General features: G+C 41.6%; 14 protein-coding genes. 4 read left to right on the forward strand and 10 right to left on the reverse strand.

Annotated elements, in window-relative coordinates; translation table 11 throughout:
* The first annotated feature begins 84 nt into the window (after positions 1 to 84).
* Positions 85 to 1,083: a class 1 fructose-bisphosphatase gene (gene fbp, locus LEP1GSC050_RS18065; RefSeq protein WP_040911923.1), complete on the forward strand. Its 999-nt coding sequence runs from the start codon at positions 85 to 87 to the stop codon at positions 1,081 to 1,083.
* A 65-nt stretch (positions 1,084 to 1,148) separates the two neighbouring features.
* Here fbp and LEP1GSC050_RS18070 read toward each other — a convergent pair whose 3' ends face one another.
* From LEP1GSC050_RS18070 to LEP1GSC050_RS18100, 7 genes are all read right to left on the reverse strand, one after another.
* Entirely contained in the window at positions 1,149 to 1,928 is a 780-nt protein-coding gene (locus LEP1GSC050_RS18070) for a response regulator (RefSeq protein ID WP_010569759.1), read from the reverse strand.
* A 36-nt stretch (positions 1,929 to 1,964) separates the two neighbouring features.
* Positions 1,965 to 2,441, reverse strand: coding sequence for a response regulator (locus tag LEP1GSC050_RS18075; protein WP_010569760.1), 477 nt, complete (start codon positions 2,439 to 2,441; stop codon positions 1,965 to 1,967).
* A complete protein-coding gene (locus LEP1GSC050_RS18080; protein WP_020987945.1) occupies positions 2,438 to 3,610 on the reverse strand; it encodes a histidine kinase dimerization/phosphoacceptor domain -containing protein in 1,173 nt (390 codons plus the stop codon). The genes LEP1GSC050_RS18075 and LEP1GSC050_RS18080 overlap by 4 nt, the downstream gene beginning before the upstream one ends.
* Positions 3,611 to 3,612: 2 nt before the next feature.
* A complete protein-coding gene (locus tag LEP1GSC050_RS18085; protein ID WP_020987824.1) occupies positions 3,613 to 7,761 on the reverse strand; it encodes a response regulator in 4,149 nt (1,382 codons plus the stop codon).
* 224 nt (positions 7,762 to 7,985) lie between these two features.
* A complete protein-coding gene (locus LEP1GSC050_RS18090) occupies positions 7,986 to 8,618 on the reverse strand; it encodes a response regulator (protein ID WP_010569764.1) in 633 nt (210 codons plus the stop codon).
* On the reverse strand, positions 8,615 to 10,351 hold the full coding sequence (locus LEP1GSC050_RS18095) for a GAF domain-containing sensor histidine kinase (protein ID WP_010569765.1): 1,737 nt from the start codon (positions 10,349 to 10,351) through the stop codon (positions 8,615 to 8,617). The genes LEP1GSC050_RS18090 and LEP1GSC050_RS18095 overlap by 4 nt, the downstream gene beginning before the upstream one ends.
* A gap of 117 nt (positions 10,352 to 10,468) precedes the next feature.
* Entirely contained in the window at positions 10,469 to 10,897 is a 429-nt protein-coding gene (locus LEP1GSC050_RS18100) for an SRPBCC family protein (RefSeq protein ID WP_010569766.1), read from the reverse strand.
* 199 nt (positions 10,898 to 11,096) lie between these two features.
* Here LEP1GSC050_RS18100 and LEP1GSC050_RS18105 point away from each other — a divergent pair, with 199 nt between their 5' ends.
* From LEP1GSC050_RS18105 to LEP1GSC050_RS18115, 3 genes are all read left to right on the forward strand, one after another.
* Complete coding sequence (locus LEP1GSC050_RS18105; RefSeq protein WP_010569767.1) at positions 11,097 to 12,380, forward strand: YncE family protein; 1,284 nt, start codon at positions 11,097 to 11,099, stop codon at positions 12,378 to 12,380.
* A gap of 327 nt (positions 12,381 to 12,707) precedes the next feature.
* On the forward strand, positions 12,708 to 14,921 hold the full coding sequence (locus LEP1GSC050_RS18110) for a sensor histidine kinase (protein ID WP_010569768.1): 2,214 nt from the start codon (positions 12,708 to 12,710) through the stop codon (positions 14,919 to 14,921).
* Positions 14,922 to 15,004: 83 nt separating this feature from the next.
* Entirely contained in the window at positions 15,005 to 15,649 is a 645-nt protein-coding gene (locus tag LEP1GSC050_RS18115; protein WP_232225819.1) for a response regulator transcription factor, read from the forward strand.
* 492 nt (positions 15,650 to 16,141) lie between these two features.
* Here the strand turns inward: LEP1GSC050_RS18115 and LEP1GSC050_RS18120 are convergent, their stop codons facing one another.
* The 3 genes from LEP1GSC050_RS18120 to LEP1GSC050_RS18130 form a co-directional block, all read right to left on the reverse strand.
* Positions 16,142 to 16,975 carry a patatin-like phospholipase family protein gene (locus tag LEP1GSC050_RS18120; protein ID WP_010569770.1) on the reverse strand — a complete coding sequence of 278 codons (834 nt, stop codon included), beginning with the start codon at positions 16,973 to 16,975 and terminating at the stop codon, positions 16,142 to 16,144.
* A gap of 448 nt (positions 16,976 to 17,423) precedes the next feature.
* On the reverse strand, positions 17,424 to 18,080 hold the full coding sequence (locus LEP1GSC050_RS18125) for a hypothetical protein (protein WP_010569771.1): 657 nt from the start codon (positions 18,078 to 18,080) through the stop codon (positions 17,424 to 17,426).
* A gap of 477 nt (positions 18,081 to 18,557) precedes the next feature.
* Entirely contained in the window at positions 18,558 to 19,322 is a 765-nt protein-coding gene (locus LEP1GSC050_RS18130) for an ABC transporter permease (protein WP_010569772.1), read from the reverse strand.
* Between the last annotated feature and the right edge of the window lies 1 nt (position 19,323).

Below are 19,323 nucleotides of genomic sequence, written 5' to 3' on the forward strand. Positions count from 1 at the left end.
TCTCAACAGGGTGCGATTTCATAACCGAGTACCATTCACTTACGATAGGAGATTCCCGTGACGACCGCCCATCCGACCCAATTGATGAGTCTTTCCCAGTATTTGATTGAGGAGCAATTAAAGCTTCCTCAAGCGACGGGAGATTTTACGGCTCTCATGAGTCACTTGGTTTACGCAGCAAAAATCGTTTCTAGGGAAGTTCGTAAGGCCGGATTACTGGATAATATTTTAGGTTCCACAGACCAGACAAACGTTCAGGGCGAAACAGTCATGAAACTGGACGAATATGCGGATAAAATCTTTACTCACACTCTCACGCGTTGCGGTCATTTATGTGCGATGGGGAGTGAGGAACAGGAAAATATCATTTCGATCCCGACAGGTTATAAGATTGGTAAATATACGATCGCGATCGATCCTCTGGACGGCTCTTCAAATATAGACGCGAATGTTTCGATAGGCACAATATTCTCCGTTCATTTACGCACATCGCCTCAAGGAACGCCCGGCACCAAGGAAGATTTGCTACAAAAAGGGGCAAAACAGAGAGCGGCCGGATATATCGTGTATGGATCTTCAACTATGTTAGTCTTGTCTGTCGGTAAGGGGGTTTCCGGATTTACTTTGGATCCTTCCTGCGGGGAATTTATACTCTCGCATCCTGAAATGAAGATGCCGGAGTCCGGCGGAATCTATTCGATTAACGAAGGAAATTATAATTACTGGTCCGATGAAGTAAAAAATTATATTCGAGATATCAAATCCATCGAAGGCGGACGTAAACCGCAATCCGCTCGTTATATAGGATCCCTTGTCGCGGATTTTCATAGAAATTTACTTAAGGGCGGAATCTTTCTGTATCCGAACGATACAAAATCTCCGAAATACCCGAAAGGAAAACTACGATTGTTATACGAAGTAGCTCCGATGGCATTGATCGCCGAGCAGGCGGGAGGAGTCGCCATTACGGTGGAAGGGCAAAGAATTCTGGACTTACAGCCTTCCGAACTTCACGAAAGAACGACATTCATCGTAGGTTCAAAAAAGGAAGTAGAGCATTTCCTTACTTTCATTAAAAAGTAATCCGGAAGCGGGTTCCGAATCCGAAGTGATAAAGAACGAAATTTCATCGTTCTGCCGATTCGATTTCATTTCCATGGGTTATCGGAAAGCGAATTGCTAAAGTCTCGGATGATCAGGATGTAGGCAAGATCTAATTCCTCTTCCACTACGACGAATTTATTTACCGTCAACACTTCCGTCATAACTTTTTCTTTCGAAACTATAAAACCGTGGGAAGGAATATCTAAATCAGATTCCGCTTTTAATATCGTATCTAAATCAGAATCCTTAGAAGGAGAAGAAACCAGTATTCTGACAACTTCTTTGAGAGGACGTCCGGACGCTTCCGATTCGTTCCAGCCGGTCAACTTTTGTGCAGTTCCGTTTATAAAGCAAATATTTCCGGAACGATTGACGGCAACGATACCCTCTTGCAGATTATAGAGCGTCGCCGACACGAGGCGGTCGTCTTCTAAAAAACCTTTTTCAATCTTATGCCTGTATAGAGTTAGCTCTATCGCAATTTGAAGTTCCCTGCTTTGAAAAGGTTTTAAAATATAACCGTCGGGTCCGGTCGCCTTAGCCCTGGTTAAAGTTTGCGCATCCGAAGAGGCGGTTAAGTAAATGATAGGTACGTCTGAAAATTTATGAATTTGTTCCGCCGCTTGGACCCCATCGATAAATCCATTGGATAAAATTATATCCATAAGAATCAAATCTAGCTCGGTATTTTCCGCTTTTTCCACCGCCTCCTCTCCGGTATAGACGATGAACGGAGCCGGGTAACCCATTCTCAAAATTCTATGCTTAATATCTTGAGCGACGAGTCCTTCGTCTTCAACAATGAGTATTTTTGCAGTTCCCAAATTGAGCCTTCCTTTTCCGGTAAAATCTTCGCTCGATCAGTAGGTTCGCTGAATTTTCATATCAATAATACTTTTAATATTTTCTGAAATAGAATTGAGTAAGCGATAATCTTCTTTTCTTTTCTTTTTTAGTTCGTGGTTACTCAATGCTGTTTCGATTAAAACTTGAAGTCCTTTGATTCGGAACGGTTTCAATACGTAAGCGAACGGATTTGTGGCAATGGTTCGTGAAACTGACGATGAGTCGGCGTATGCGGTTAGAAAAATAACAGGAACATCTATTTTTCCTCCGAACGCAATTGCGGTTTCGACACCGTCAAGGACACCTGAAGAAAACATTATATCCATTAACAATAAATCCGGCGGGGACTCGATTACCCTGCGAATCGCTTCTTCGCCGTTTCGGGCAATACTTACGTTAGGATATTCCGCTTTTATTAGGCGGCTTTGGATATCCTTCGCTACTATGTTTTCATCTTCTACGACTAGAATTCTGGCAGGATTTACACTCATCTTTTTACCCGACTGCGATCTTTAAACGCTAAAGTAAATTTTGTTCCCGAATCTCTACTCAAATGTAATTTTCCCTCGATTTGCTCGGCTAACGTACTTACTAATTGTAAGCCTAAAGAATCGGCTTGTCTATAGTCAAAATTTTCCGGGAAACCTACACCGTCGTCCTCGACCGTTAAAATATATTCATCTTCGAAATTTTTTATCGAAACGGATACTTTACCTTCGTCTCGGCCGCGAAAGCCGTATTTCAGCGAATTTGTTACTAACTCGGTTACGATCAATCCGCAATGTATTGCCGAATCTAATCCGAATGTTACGGGATCGGCGTCAATTTCGAAGCTGATTCGTGAATCTACTCTATATGTTCTCAACAAATTGGTTACTAAACTTCGCAGATACTCCTTAAAATCCATTCTAGCTAAATCTTCGTTTTGATACAATAGTTCATGAATGAGTGCGATCGATCTAATTCTGGACTGGGAATCTTCGAACATCTCCAGCGATTTTTGATCTTTAATATAATTGCCCTGTAAACTCAAAATGCTTGATACGATTTGAAGATTATTCTTCACACGATGATGTATTTCGCGAAGAAGAACCTCCTTTTCTCGTAAGGAGTTTCGCAGAGCCTCTTCTGCTCGTCTTCTTTCTATATTCTCCGTCATTAATTCAGCGTTGACTCTATGTAACTCGGCAGTACGTTCTTCGACTCGTACCTCCAGTTCATCATGACTTTGCCGAAGTAATTCTTCCTGCAGAATTAGAATTTTGTTTTTTTTGAATAGATCAACAAATACGGAAACTTTTGATTTCAGTATTTCGGGGGCGATAGGTTTAATTAGAAAATCGACAGCTCCTAACGAATATCCTTTAAACATTACGGTATCACTATTGCTGTAAGCGGTCAAAAAAATGATCGGAATTTGCGCGCACCTTTCGCGTTGACGTATCAGCGAAGCGACTTCGAAACCGTCCATCCCGGGCATCCGGACGTCCATAAATATTAGAGCAAAATCCTCCGGATCAAGAAGTAGTTTTAAGGCATCCTGTCCCGAATAAGCTTTAATCACATTCAATTCTGGATCTGCGAGAATATATTCCATCACTCGTAGATTCTCGGGATTATCGTCGACGATGAGAATATTCACATTAAATTTTAGATCCATATTCACCTGCACAGCAGCACCCGAAGCAACGAAAGTAACTGATCGACACTCACCGGTTTCGTAATATAATCGGTGGCACCGGCATCGATGCACTTTTCTCTGTCACCTTTCATTGCCTTGGCTGTCAGGGCAACAATCGGAAGTTGGGCGAAATTCTCATCCGCCCGAATGCATCTCATAGCCTCATAACCGTCCATGTCCGGCATCATTACGTCCATTAACACGACTTCCACGCCCTCGACCTTTTTTAAAAGTTCAATACCGTCTCGAGCGTTTTCAGCATACTCGATTTTCATTTTATGCTGCTCGAGAACGCTGGTTAGCGCAAAAATATTTCGCACATCGTCGTCTACGATCAGCACTTTGCGACCTTTTAACGCTTGATCGTTATGTAAAGTTTCCGTAATTAATTTTTGATGTAGAGGTGTGATATTTTCGATCGGCTGATGCAGAAAGATTGATATTTCTTCCGCCGCCAATTCCGGCGACTCGACTTCCTTCAGAATAAATCCGCTCTTTAGATTTTGAATTTCGGCTTCCTGAGCTTGACTAAGTTCGGAATCGATGTTTAGGACAATCGGAATTATTTCCTTTCCTAGATGGCTGATTTCAAGTAAGAAATCATGGAAAGACATATCCGGTAGTTTAAACGAACAGTAAATGCAATCAAAAGAATCCTGCATTAAGAAGCTTATTGCTTCACGCGCATTTTCCGTCGTCTTTATACTTAAATCGCGCTCACCGAGCAATTCGCGAAGTTCCTTTAATGTTTCCTCGCTTCCATCGATAATCAGAAGGGATCTCGACTTTTTACTTTTAAAATTTAAGAACGTATCAAAGATTTGCTGAATCATATTCGGCTCGATCGGCTTGGTTATATGTGAAAGAGCTCCCATTCGCAGACTTCTTCTCCATTCATTTTGCTCGGATATTATCTGTACTGGAATATGTCTGAATTTCGTCTCTTTTTTTAACCAATTAAGAATGAGCCAACCGTTCATGTCGGGTAATTGATGATCGAGTAATACGGCTTGAACGGGAAAATCCTTTAAGAGAGAAAAGCCGGTTTTACCGTCTAGTGCAACGAGACCTTTGAACCCGTTCTTTCGGGATATTTCTAGAAGCAGCATTGCGAATGCTTCGTCTTCTTCGATAATTAGGATCGTATCACCGGAAAGGCTTGAACGGTCGTCTTCCACTAAACGTCTCGGGATTCTTTTGGAGAATGATTCGCTTAAGATTACCGGATTCACCCGGTTGCTGATTCCGTTCGACTGAATCCATTCCGTTTGTTCTCCGGCAGTTTGAGTTTCATCCGTCGGTATGTATTCGATCGGGAGATAAAGTGTGAATGTGCTACCCGTATTCGATTGACTTGTGAGTCTAAGTTCTCCGCCTAATAATCTGGTGATCTCCTTGCTGATCGATAAACCTAGACCTGTCCCACCGTACTTCCGACTTGTGCTTCCGTCGGCTTGTCGAAAAGCCTCGAAAATCAAAGTTTGCTTTTCCAGCGGGATGCCGATTCCGGTATCTATAACTGAGAAGGCTATCACCGAGCTCGCCTGATTTAGAATTTGGTGATCGCTACCCCAGCCCGATTTAACTGGGGAAATGACCAAGCGTACTCCTCCTTTATGAGTGAACTTAAACGCATTAGAAAGTAGGTTTCTCAATATCTGCTGTAACCTTTGCAGGTCGGTAGTCATTCTGGCCGGGAGATCGACGTTTAAATCGACTTGGAATTCAAGCTCCTTATTTCGAGCGGTCTCTCTAAACGACCTTTCAAGATAATCCGCGAATTCCTGAAATGATACGGAATCCAAATCAACCGTCATTTTGCCGGATTCTATTTTTGATAAATCTAATATATCGTTGATCAGTTGCAGCAAATCGTTGCCAGAACTGTGAATCGTTCGGGCATATTCGATTTGTTTAATCGATAAGTTATTATTTTCGTTATCGTATAATAGCCTAGATAAGATCAACATATTATTAAGAGGAGTTCGTAATTCGTGGGACATATTGGCGAGAAACTCGGATTTGTATCGGGATGTTAAGGCGAGTTGTCTCGCCTTCTCTTCGAGAGAATGTCTGGCCTGCTCTACTTCCATATTTTTTCGCTCGACTTCGTTATTTTTTCTCGCCAGAAGTCTAGCTTTCTCTTCCAGCTCGTCGTTTTTATCCTGCAATTCTTCCCTTTGTTCCTTAAGCAGATCCTCGGATGCTTGCAAAGATTTGGCTTGTTCTTCCAATCGTTCGTTCGTTTTAGTCAGCTCTTCTTGACGTCCTTGCAGCTCCTCCGTTAAAGTCTGAGACTGAATTAGAAGCTCTTCCGTTCTCATTCCGGCGGCAATCGTATTTAAAACGATTCCGATACTTTCAGTGAGCTGATCTAAAAAGTTTAGATGGATCGGTGTAAAACTCGGAAAGGAAGCTAACTCGATAATCGCCTTCACTTCTCCCTCGAATAAAACCGGGAGAACGACGATATTGAGTGGCGCCGATTCCCCGAGCGCCGAGCTGATCTTGATGTAATCGTTAGGGACCTGAGTTAATAGGATTCTCTTCCGTTCCAAATAACATTGGCCTACCAGTCCCTCTCCAGGGTCAAATCGATTCGAGACATTCTTGCGCTCTTGGTATGCATAACTTACCAAGAGTTTTAAGGAAGCCTCTTCCTCTGCGTTTTCTGTAATGAAAAAAGCTCCGTGTTGAGCGGAAACAAGAGGAGCCAATTCCGATAAGATCAATTTACTTACGTTTACGAGGTTTCTTTGGCCTTGCAGTAATCTAGTAAATTTCGCGAGGTTCGTTTTGAGCCAGTCTTGTTCGGTATTGATTCTAGTCGTTTCTCTTAGATTTCGAATCATCTCGTTAATATTATCCGAAAGTGCCGCAACTTCTCCTGCGGCCTTAACCATAACGGTCCTGGACAAATCTCCTTTCGTCACACCTGTGGCAACCTCGGCGATGGCTCGAACCTGAGTGGTAAGGTTACTTGCCAACTGATTCACATTATCCGTTAAATCTCTCCATAATCCGGCCGCTCCGGGAACGCTTGCTTGACCTCCTAATTTACCCTCGATTCCCACTTCCCTTGCAACGGTCGTCACTTGGTCTCCGAATAGACCTAAAGTATCGATCATATCATTGATCGTATCGGAGAGTTCCGCTATTTCCCCTTTGGCTTCCAAATATAATTTTTTCTTTAAGTCTCCGTTAGCTACTGAGGTTACTACCTTGGCGATACCGCGAACTTGAGTTGTGAGATTATTCGCCATAAAGTTCACGCTGTCAGTGAGGTCCTTCCAAGTTCCGGCTACTCCACGAACGTCAGCCTGGCCTCCAAGCTTTCCTTCAGTTCCCACTTCTCTAGCAACCCGAGTCACCTCGGACGCGAATGAATTCAATTGATCCACCATCGTGTTGATCGTGTCCTTGAGTTCTAGGATCTCTCCTTTTACATCCACGGTGATCTTCTTAGATAAGTCACCTGTCGCTACCGCCTTGGTTACTTCCGCTATGTCTCGCACCTGTCCGGTGAGATTTCCGGCCATAAAGTTCACGCTATCCGTGAGGTCCTTCCATGTTCCGGCTACTCCACGAACGTCAGCCTGGCCTCCAAGCTTTCCTTCAGTTCCTACTTCTCTAGCAACCCGGGTCACTTCCGACGCGAATGAATTCAACTGATCCACCATCGTATTAACGATTTTAGCCGTACGTAGGAATTCCCCTTTTAACGGGCGCCCTTCGATTTCTAAAGACATATTTCGAGAAAGGTCTCCGCCGGCTACCGCTCCGATTACACGCATTACTTCGGTATTCGGTTGTACTAAATTACCTATAAGGGAATTAACGGAATTCATGCAGGCTGCCCAAGAGCCGCCTGTTGCTACTGCGCTTATCCGGTGTGAAATTTTTCCTTCTTGACCGACTTCGTTACTGATTCGCTCGAATTCTTTTACCATCCGGTCATTTTGGTCTATTATATCATTAAGAATGTCTGATATTTTACCCGCGATACCGGTTTGGTCGAGCGGCATTCGTCTGGATAGATCTCCTCTTTTCAATGCGGACAAAACTTCCAGCAATTGTTTTAAGTCGAGCGTGTCTCTAACAGGAATTTCAGTCGTTTTCGTCGAAACCATAGCCTTTCACTCCGATGCTAAAGATGCAAAAATATTGCAGAAAGTAATAATTATGCAACGGAAATGGAAGAGTAACAACAAAAATTGATATTGAAATTTATCGTATTAATATAGTTAAACGATACTATAATTTGTAGCGAAAAATGCTACAAGGAAAAGGTAGGCAAGGTATTCAATTTTCGAATCAACTTAATATAGAAGTTTTACGAGCTTGATCGTACTTCCTATTCAAGTAATTGTTGGTCGAAAGCATATCGCACTAATTCTTGAGTCGATTTTAAATTCATTTTATATAATATCCGAGATCGATACGTGTTGATCGTATTTACGCTCAATCCTAAATCCTGCGAGATACTTCGAACATTTTTTCCTTTAGCTAAAAGTAATAGAATTTGAAATTCACGTTCCGAAAGAATTTCATGAGATAAGCGGTCAGCGGGGTTGGATAATTCTCTGACGAGTATTTCTGCAGCTTCGGAACTTACATAACGTTGACCAGCGGCAATTCTTCTAATTGCACCGATTAATTCGTCTCCGGCGCTGCCTTTCGTAATATAACCGGCGGCTCCCGATTTTAGGGCTCTAACTGCAAATCGTTCTTCCGGGTACATACTTAAGACTAAAATATGCGTAGTAGGACAGGATTTGTGAACGTATTTAACAGTCTCTAGACCGTTCATAAGCGGCATATTCAGGTCAAGAATGAGTATATCGGCAGTACGATCGGCGAGAAACTCTAGCACCTGCTTTCCGTTTTCGGCTTCATAAACCACGTTAATATCCTGTTCTCCGACCAGAATTTTTTTCAGGCCTTCTCTTATTAGTACATGATCGTCCGCAAGTATTGTATCAATCATAGGAATACCGTTTTTAGTGTTTCTCCGCGCGGGATTCTTACTGCCACAGTAGTTCCTTTGGAATTATTGCTTTCGATAGTTAACTCCCCTCCTAAAACTGTGGCTCTTTCTCTCATACCGATCAGACCTAAGGATTTAGAATTTGAAATCTCATCGGTAGGAATTCCTACCCCGTTGTCGTGAACGGATAGTCGTAAGCTCGATGCATCTTGGGTTAAAGACACATCTACAATTGTTGCCTGGGAATGTCTAATCACGTTAGTAAGTGTTTCTTGAAGAATTCGAAAAATAGCCGTTCCACTTTCCGCACCGGGGTTAAGCGGGACTTCAGCATCTATGGAGATATTACAGACGATACCCGATCGCTTTTGAAAATCCTTAACATACCATTCTATTCCTTCCAATAAACCGAGATCGTCGAGGATTAAGGGTCGAAGTTCGGTCGCGATTCTTTGTACCGATTGGATGGCCGAATCCGCAACCTTGCTCATTGAATTTATTTCATTTATCAATCTTTCTTCATTATGGACTATTTCGCTCTTCTTTTTACGCAATAAGGAAAGGTCGATTTTCAAGACGGTTAATAATTGTCCTAACTCGTCGTGAATTTCGCGAGCGATCCGAACCCTTTCTTCTTCCCTTACATGTTGTAAGCGAGCGGCCAAGGATCTTAATTCTTCCCTTGAATTGCGCAGATAATTTTCGGAATACGTTCTTTCAAATACTCGTCCGATTTGAGAACCGATATGCCTTAAAGCTTCCAAGAATGAGGGCTCCGGTATTTCAGGGCCGGAAAAAAATTCCAAAACACCTACAATTGTTTCTCGAACAAAAAGCGGAATCGAGCAGCAAAAGTAAATACCCGCCTTCCACGCCAAGTCCTGCTCTAAAGTCGTGAATACGGATCGAAAATCATCGACCCAAATTACCTTTCTTTCCTTTATGACCCGCATAGCAATGCCTGACGCAGTAGAATGAATTTGCTTTTCCAATTCTAACTTGAATTCTTTGAGTGCAGTCTCCTCCTCCATATACCAGATCGGCGCTAACTCGAGCATTTCCGTTTCGGAGGACCACAAATAAACACGACCGAGCTTCCAACCCGATATAAGGCAAATTCTATCTAAAGCAAATTGAAGGAGTGATTCGACACCATCTGCTTCGTTGGCTGCGGTCGAGATTTGCTGGAGAAGGTTTAAAATAGAAATTTTCCAGAGAAGTTGCTCTTTATTGGCCGGATCCGACTTTTCGGACCCTTCATCTGACGTTAAGGATTTAGTTGGCGAAATGGTCGGGTCGATCCGAAAATCCAGTTCCTTTAACGATTGCCGGTAAGACAATGCCGGTCCTTTAAATAAAGAATTACTTTCGGAAAGAGTCGAATCCGAATCTTCAAAAACGGCAAAATAAAAATTACAATCCGAAGAACTCCGCCAAACGGAAACAAGTTCGGGGGACGAACTTGCGCGTGCTCTCTTTGAATGAACTACCGCATGAAATGCTAAGGACAAAAAATCATTTCGAGCATCCCATTCCGGTATAATGCGAGCTAACGTATTAAATTGAACGGATTCTCCGAGATCTGGAAATTCCAGCCACGCCGCCTTATTCCATTTTAGAATATTCCAATCGTAATCGAGAAGTAATAAAGGATCTTCGATACAATTTTCAAGAAGATTCCATTCATCGAAAATTAAGGTTCGATCATATTCTATATTTAACGGATTCGGCACGCAATGATTATGCCGTTTTAACTAGGATTTTTCAATTCGTTTTTCCCGCCTATCTATCCGTCCTTGAAAAAAAGGTAATATCTTGAAAAGGATTTTAACTAAACACGGCAGGAAACTTTAATCGCCTACGTGTATTTTAACATCATAAGGAGAAGGACGACCTTCGTCTCGTTCCAACCAGTATTTTAAACTTAAAAGAAAAGTTGCCCATTTGGTGCTACAATGATGCATAAACTCGACAGGATTTTTCCAATTTGCATGAGTAAAAATTACGAATGTTTGGTTTTCTTTATATTCCAGCCTGAATTTAATCTCGGTATCCAACCACTCCTCGGGTCCTCGAATACATCTCCACTTTATCGATTGGTAAGGCTGCAGCTCGATTACCTTCAAATCACAAAATCCGAGGAGAATCGTAGAGTTTAGTTCGGCATTTCCTTTTGTATCCGAAACCCACCAATGACGTAACCCATCTATGCTCGATATACCTTCGAATACCTTTTTAATGGGTGATGCGATTCCAACTCTGTGAAGAATGTCAGACATTGTTTTTACCCCCTGAATGTAAATGAATTCGTGAGCCTAAAGGCATTACTCGATTCACCGACTTGTCAAACGAAATACTAAGCACACCTCAAGTGCAGACAGTAAAGAAATATAATTTATAAATGTAAATAAATTCTTGCTCGATTCGAACGGCCCGTTTATTTTTTGAGCGATCGATTTTTACCGGACGAGGAATCTTATGAGGATTTATTGGAATCTATTAATCCGCTTAACAATTGTGTTTATGGGACTATTGTCCGGAGAAATCGCTTCCCAATCTTTAAAAAAAATCGAAAGCTACAAAGTGCAAAATCGTGCGGACGCCTTTTTGAAATTAGATGCAAATCGGTACGTTTTAGTAGGTCAGAAGAACGAAAATTGGGATTCGTTAGAAAAGCATAAAGTGACATTTCGCCTTTTCGATATGCGGGATAGAAAAACGTTCGATTTGTCTCCGCCAATCGCGGAATTTGCGGCGAGTAATCCGGATGTTTTCATAGATGCCACACCTATTAGAACTTTTTCCAACGGTAGATCGTTCGTTCAATTTAATACTAATCTCGTTTTCTTTGACGGGACAAAGGGCGGCCTAATTCTTAAAAATCGGAGTAGACCGGGTCAGCCGAAGTCGATTGAGAGAACGATTTACTTAGATTGGGATATCGGTTCGAATAAAATAAATTGGAGTAAAACAATATCTGAGTTGGATCAATTCGAAAACTTAGATATTAAAGTCGGTCCTAATTCGGTCGAATCCAAATCGATACTCCGAAATCTCATGATTTCAATCGGAATAGATTCTAAGAATGGAATCTATTATTATCGGATCGAGAAAGATAAGGATAATTTGGGTTGGCCGTCTTCGATTTCAATCCTGAGTTTTTCGATCGATTCGAAAAAAATCGAAGAGGTTGCTTCCTTTTCCATAGAGAAAATTACCGGCGGCAATAATTTCTATTCTGAACTCGGAATTACCGCGAGTTCAGATTTCAGCAAGTTGGCTATTTTAGAATACTCCGAGCTGGTTTGGAAGAAACTTGTGAAAGGACATGTCTTGGATTTAAAAAGCGGTAAAATGATAGATTTCGCGATTCCCGTATCTCCTTACGGAGTCGCGTTCGATCCTACAAATGAGAATCTTTTGATTTTAAGTAATGAGACGGGTAAGTTGGTAAAAACCAATTTATCGTCGTTAGAGCAAGAAACTTTCGATTCCATTAAAGGTGCTCGAAATTTAATTTTTTCGAATACGGGAAAATTTGTATTCGTTTTCGTTCACGGTGGATTAGTGGAAGTTAGGTCTTGGCCATCCTTAAAAAGCCTAAAAAAAATTTCCGTTTCCTCATTACAAACCGGTCAGTCGGCTTGGGAACCGGGTGGTTCCGTTTTCAGTAGTGATGGAACCTACGCGACAATACCGGAAAGCGACGCAGTTTCACAATTGGGAAAATCGGGTTTTCATCTCTTTTCCATCAACGAATGATTTATATTTGCCGATCGATGCTTAATCCAATTATCTATATATGCTCGATCTTAAGATAAAAATTTGGCTTTAGTCTTTCGACTGTGTCATTCGTATGTATTAACGATTGCTTGTCGAGTTCGTAGTACGAATTGAATTTTTATCTTCTGCATCGAAAGTCCGTTTTCTTAATAAGCGGATTGACTTTGCGCCCATTCTTTATAGAATGCTTGTCGAGCTAATTGATCCAAACCGACGATGCGCCGTATCTATATATTTTTTCTGCTTATCTCGATTTGCATAGGATGTAAGACTCAACCTAGTAGTTCTTCGGAAAAATCAAATGATGTGAAAATCGAATCCGGAACTTTAGATCTGCGAGTTTGGAATTCGGAATCATCGCCCCTACTATTGAATGGATCCTGGGAATTTTATTGGAATCAGTTCATCCCTACGTTCTTCCAAAATCGGAGCCCCGTTAAGTATTTTCCGATGCCGGGATTCTGGAATGGAAAAAGCATCGGTCAACAAGTCTTAAACCCCCAAGGATATGCAAGCTATCGTTTAAAACTACTTTTACCGGAAGAACGTTCATTATATGCGGTTTCTATTATTGATTTGGAGTCTGCGTATATTCTATTTGTTAACGGTAATATCGTAGGGAAAAACGGAATAGTCGGGACTTCGCGAGAAAAGGAAATCCCCGAATGGCGTCCCGCTGTTTATCCGTTTGAGACCTCGGGAGAAACGGAATTACTTCTTCACGTTTCCAATTTCCACCACCAGTTGGGTGGAATCTGGCAAGGAATTTCTTTCGGAAAGGCCGACTCCCTTTTATCGCATCAGCGTAACTCGATAGCATTGGAACTTTTTGTTGCAGGTTCGATCTTTATGATCGGAGTTTATCATTGTTTGATTTTTTTCGTTCGACGGAGGGAATTAACTTTTTTACAATTAGGTCTTTTTTGTTTTATAATGTCCGTCCGAAGCTTGGTAACGGGACAACGTTATATTTTACAGATTCTTCCCGATTTATCCTGGGAATCGTTAGTGAGACTCGACTATTTAACGGTCTATGTAGGGGCGCCGGTCTTACATTGGTATCTGTTTACGCTTTTTAAAAAATACTATAATCGATACGTGTTCGGTGTTTTTGCCTCTGTTTCGGGATTTTTCAGCGCACTTGTCTTATTTTTAGATCCTCTTATATTTACCAGATTCGCTACGATTTATCATTTGGTCCTGCTCAGTTGCTCGATCTATTTTCTTTACATTAATTTTATAGCCGTTCTCCGTAAAGAAACGGGGGCTGCCGTCCTTTGGATAGGTTGGATTGCTTCCACTTTGGCAAACATAAACGATATACTCTATACATCGTCTATAATTAATTCCGGATATTTTTCGGCTATTGGACTACACATTTTTTTACTGACTCATTCGTATTATCTCGCCGTTCGCTACGCTAATACTTTCAATTTAAGCGAAAGACTCGGTCAAAGAATGGAAAGCCTATTGACGATTACTCGAAATTTGAACCGTTCGAATAGTAGGGAAACCGCAATTTGGACCGCTTTCTCAGGAATTCTTGATGCATTCAATATAAGAAGCGGGTATTGCGTATTTCTTTCTCAAACGGATTCGGAGAAATTTATTCGACTACTTCCTGAGCCGAATTCGTTACCGGAAGCCGTTTTATCGGATGTTAATAAGGAGCTAGGTTCATTATCTGAATTGGAACTCCTCGGAACTCGGTTACGTCTTCCGGTGCTTAGAGGAAATGAAATCCTCTGCGTTTTACAATGCGAAGGAATTAAGATCGAGGATCTAGAAAGAGAAAAACTGTACATTACGGGTGTTTGCGAATCTCTAAGCGTTGTCTTGGATAATATCGATAAGATTCGAGCGGAAGCGCTAGCCAGCGTTGGCCAAGCTGCATCTGAAATCGTTCACGACATCAATCATCATTGTCAGGTAATCGGAATTCAGGTTCGTACCGCATTGCAAGAACCGCAGTCCGCTGGAGTAATTCTCGAGCAGATCGAAAGGGAGGCTTTATACATGAGAAATATGGCCTTGGACATTCTCGATTTCGCAAGAGAGCGAATTATTGTTCGTTTGGAAACGCATACTTTATCCGAGATTGCTAAGCGTATAGAGACAGATCTGTCCGATCAATTGAAAGATATACCTATCGAGTATAAAGTCGTCTTACGAGAAGAAGGTCTCGTTCGTATGGACGTGGATAGGTTTCGTAGAGTCGTCTTAAATCTGACTCGAAATGCGGCTGCGGCCATGCAATCCGGTGGACTCTTTCAAGTCGTCATAGATCGGGAAGACAATCGGCTCTATTTTATTTTTCAAGACAACGGACCCGGGATAAAGCCCGAATTACGAGGTAAATTGTTTCAACCGTTCGGTCTTATCGGAGGTGATCAGAAAGGTTCCGGATTAGGGTTGGCCGTGGTCCGAAGAATCGTACTCGCCCATGGAGGAGAAATTCATTTTTATTCGGAATTGGGAAAGGGAAGCCGATTTACGATCGAGTTGCCTTCGAACGTTTGATTTCAATCGGAACATTTTCTAAAAGTATCACTTCTATTAACAATTGACCGATCGAATGGGACGAATACCTTCAGCAGTGGAAAATGTTGAGTTTGAAGCGTAGTTTGTTTTTTGTCGATGATCATCCGCTTGTGCTTGCCGGTCTTGAAAATGCACTGATCGGAGCCGATGATTTTAGCATCGATGGAGTGGCGCGATCCCGCAACCAGGCGGAACGCAGATTGCGCACGGACCCTCTTCCGGATTTGACTCTGCTTGATATTCAACTTCCCGATGGACCGGTATTTGCTTTGTTGGAGGAGCTTCATGCGGAGCGTCGAACGTTTCCGTTTGCGATCCTGACTTCCTCTCGAGATTGGGATCATTTGCGTCGCGCTGGACAATTGGGAGCCCGCGGCTACCTTCTAAAAGATGCGGAGCCGATGGAAATACTCTCATCGATCAGAAAAATGCTATCAGGAGAAAGGTTATTTCCCGATTTTCCGATCGGTGTACAAGTCTTGCCGGAAGAACTCATCCTCTCTTTCCATAAATTAACGGATAGGGAAAAGGAATTGCTTCGATATATCTCTAAAGGGTTTATGAATCGAGAAATCGCGGAGATACTCGGAATTAGTCTGCGAACAGTGGAAGCTCATCGGGCAAACGCGGCTGAAAAGCTGGGTGTCAAAGGGAGTATGCAATTCTCGACTATTATAGTGCAACTTCGAGATCTGCTAGATTCATAAAATTGGAAAGTTTTATGAATTTTTGAATAACCGTAAGTAAATCACGTACAAGTATTCGGATCGATGTGGTTCCTACGAAATGTCAATCTCATGATCTTCGTTTATTCTGAATGACATAAATTCACCGGAGAGTGTATGTCTTTTAAGAATAAACTATCAATCATTCCAATCGCTTTAGGATTCACCGTGCTTATTTGCAAGCTGTTCCAAGAGTAAAGGCGACAATAATAGTAGCCTTCTACTTCTTGCTGGCCTTGCCGGTTCGGGCGATAATCCGAACTGCGGGGTCATCGATTTCGGTACTCGTTACACCGGAACCACGGCTATAGCGCCTACAACTGCGGTCCGTTCGATTCAATTTCAGCAGATCACTAGCAATAAATTCATAAGAATTGCCTTGCTTGTAGACGTGTCAGAGGGCGCGGAATACACTGTGAGGTTCCCGTCTGGAGTCCCCGGCGGACAAAGCGCTTACAATAGTTTCGCCTGAATTTAGGAGGATTGAAAAAGCGTCTTTGCTCGATCATATCCGAGATTGATCAACTTCTGAATAGACTCTTGTCGAGTATCTAAAATGGAGAAGAATCCGGATTCTTTTCCCGGCTCTATTAATATCGTGTCGGAGTCAAGTTTATCCAGACCGCTCCTCTCCCGATCGTTCAACAATATATCGATCGTCCTAATTAAATATCTAAAATAATTAGCGTTTGCCGGTAAAATCGGATCTAAAACTTTACTACAACTTACGACAACGAACGAATTCGCTTTTGAATTAGAGACATCATTTTTTGCTAACTCTAAAGGAACGTTTTCCGTCAGTCCTCCATCTCCATATAGATAATCTTTAATTTGAACCGGAGGAAAAATACTTTGAACCGCCGAAGAAGCTTCAAGAACTCTCTTAAATTCGGGCAAGTTTTCTTTCGATAAAATGTACGATTCCTTGGTGCCGAGAGACATATTCGTCATGATAGCACCGAAGCGGATCCCGCTTTTTAATATCTTGGATGGATCCGTATACTTTTCGATTAATTTATATAGCGGAGCCGGATTTAACGCGGCGCGTTTCCAGTAGGATTGAAATATTCCCAGAGGCCATTGCTTAAAAAATGAGTTATTTTCTGAAAACGATCCCCATAACGCTTCAAGGCCTTCGTAATTATCCTGAGAAAGTAATGCGGAATTCAATGCTCCTGCCGACGTCCCGTAACAGCCGACAATATGCGCATTATTTTCTTTCATCCATCGAATAACGCCGACTTCAAAAGCCGCCAATGCACCTCCACCTCCTAAAACGAGAGCGATTTTCTTTCCTTTGATATTCATTGTGTCCTTCCTCGTTAAAACGTTTCGGGGATATGGTTTTTTATAGATCCTGGATTACCGGTCGATCTAAATGAATCCAGTTTTGATAATCGTATTTCGCCGTTGTAGAATTCAACATGGACTTCTGCATAAATAACGAAAAATATGTCGGAAATAAAAAAATCGACAATAATAGTTCAACTAACGAAAAAAGGTGAAATTACATTTTAACGCTTAAGCGAATGTAATTCCATATTCCGAAAAACATCGCTAACTGAAATGCGGTTTATCATCTATACGAAAATTATTTTCTTGATGAAAATTAAATCCCTATCCGTCGTTTATGTTAGTTTGCGTCAAGACTTTCAACGGGCTAATCAAAATCCCATAATTGTGTAGTAACGAGAAAGCAAGTTCGTTATGAAGAAACTTATTGAACGCGTACAGCAATTATTATTTTGTTAGAATTTCACTGGACTAAGCCGTCTACCGTTGCTTGATCTAATACGCAATAATAGTAAAACGATTGTGTAGCTTTTACCGAGTGGATAAAACCGAAAAATTCCTTCCAAAGCGCTCCGTCCCAAGTACTATCTATTACGCTGCAACCGGCACTTGCAGCATTTACCTCTTCTGACGGAGTCGATTTAGCATGAATATCAATGCCGAACCACCCGGTCTGGAAAACACTAGGTTTTTCTTCCTTCCAGGAAACCCAGGGCGATTGATCAGAATGCTCTTTGTATCTTTGAACCGTCACTTGTGAGTCTTGATTCAGCGCAGGATGCCCTCGGTGAATACCGATTTTATATTTATAGAGGCCTTCTTTTAATCGAGCGGTTCCTAACGGATTCATTGCCATACGTAACCAAGTCAATCCGGGATCTAAAGTAGCATTGTACGAATGGCATTCCAGTTGACTCGTCTTTCTTAGCAGAATCAGTGAGTCGTTATAAACGTTAATTTTGTCGTCATTCTTTGTTAAAAGGTTATTTGGAAGAGTATAACCTCGAATTCCAAAAATAACGAATTTATTATCGAGATCGATGATCGGTTTTCCGGATTGATCGTGATAGGTGCGGCTTTCATATTCGATTAGTTTGCTAGCCAAATCCGGCAAGTTCATCTTTTTCTCGTCTCCATTTAATTGATAAAGATCGAATAGTCGTCTTAAAGAATTTCGCGGCTCAGTTAAAATAAAAAACCGATCGGTAATGTATTTAACTGGTGCGCGCAGTAGAATTTAATCCTAACTGCTAAACGATAACAAACATATATCCGTATTTGACCCCGGATCGCCCGATTTTTCTAGTTTGCGGCGAAAAGGCCACATTTTTTTATTATTTTCTAAGAATTTAAACGGAAGGAAATTCTAAGAATGAAAATAAAGAAACGCGTGAGAAAAGTTTTAGTCCTGATGAATTGCTTCCGAGAAAATCGAATTCATAACCCGTAACCCTTAGGAAAAAGTCTATAACTAGAAGTTTTGAATGAAATACTTTTGCTCTTAGGACAGCTTAATTCCAGATTCAAATATTCGCATGATACGCCGCGTGACAAAGGTGAAAATCTCTTGATCGCTCCAGAAAGGAAGATGCACTGCCTACACTGCCACTCTTTTATATAAAACTCCACCGATAAGAACGACCAAAAGCGACGCGATAAATAAGACTCCGAAATCTACTAATACTCCGAAGTTTGAGGGGAAGTCCAGCATTAACGAACGAAGCGCGTCTATCACGTACGTGAGGGGATTTACATGGGAGACAACCTTAAGCCAATCGGGCATGATTTCGATCGGGTAGATAGCGTTGCTCGCAAAGAATAGCGGCATAGTCAACAATTGACCTATTCCCATGAACCTTTCCCGAGTCTTAACTAAGCAAGCGATGATTAAGGAAAAAGTGGAAAAGAATATAGAGCCAAGAAAGACGAATAGTAAGACGCCTAAGATCTTAAAAATGTCCCAATGAATCGATACTCCTAAGATTAACGCTAAAAGGTAGATAATGACTACGATCGGGAGCGTACGGAATCCGGCTGAGATCGCTTTTCCCAAAACCATGGCGGTTCTCGGAGTCGGAGTGCTAAGCATCTTTTGGATGAGCCCGAGATCTCTCTCCCAAATTATTGCGATACCCGAAAAAATCGAAACGAACAAAACGCTCTGGGCGAGAATTCCAGGAGTCATAAAAGAAAGATAATCCGTTCGATTTGCTAAAAATGGCATTTTTGCAAAAACTTGACCGAAAATCAACAACCAAAGAGCAGGCTGAACGGATCTTGTTATGATCTCCGACGGATCATGTATAATTTTTCTTATTTCCAGCTCGCTAATAATTAATGTTTTATTAATAAAGTTAATCATT

The organism is Leptospira broomii serovar Hurstbridge str. 5399, assembly GCF_000243715.2.
Classification (GTDB): Bacteria; Spirochaetota; Leptospiria; order Leptospirales; family Leptospiraceae; genus Leptospira_B; species Leptospira_B broomii.